Genomic DNA, 366 nt, shown 5'->3' with positions numbered 1-366 from the left:
CAGCGCGATGCTTGCGGCTGCCTGCGTGTATTCGCAGACCTGGTTAAGATTCTTGATTCCCCGGTAGCGGCACCAGACGATCGTAGCCGTGCTGCAGTCCCCCGCGCCGTTTGCACTGACGATTTTGGTGGTCATTGTTGGCACGTGCGCTGATTGATCATTGCTCATGGCCATGATGCCGTCCTTACCCAGCGAGATGAAGACGTTTTTGACACCGTATTCCAACAGCTTGGCGGCAGCGATCTGAGCCGTCTCGCAGTCCGTGATCTTAATGCCGGTCATCATCTCGGCCTCAATTCGGTTTGGCTTGAGCGTGTCGATCTTGTCTAAAATCGGAATGACGCGCTTGCCCTTGACGATTGACAC

General features: G+C 55.2%; 1 protein-coding gene. It reads right to left on the bottom strand.

Features of this window, described 5'->3' with window-relative positions; all coding sequences use genetic code 11:
- A partial coding sequence (locus P0G09_RS16000; protein ID WP_275253151.1) for a PfkB family carbohydrate kinase occupies nt 1-366 on the bottom strand: 366 nt, incomplete at both ends.

Origin of the sequence: Faecalibacterium sp. DFI.5.82 (assembly GCF_029076575.1) — a bacterium.
Classification (GTDB): domain Bacteria; phylum Bacillota; class Clostridia; order Oscillospirales; family Ruminococcaceae; genus Faecalibacterium; species Faecalibacterium duncaniae.
Note: the sequence above shows the minus strand (reverse complement) of the source record. Positions and strands in the feature narration are given on the sequence as shown.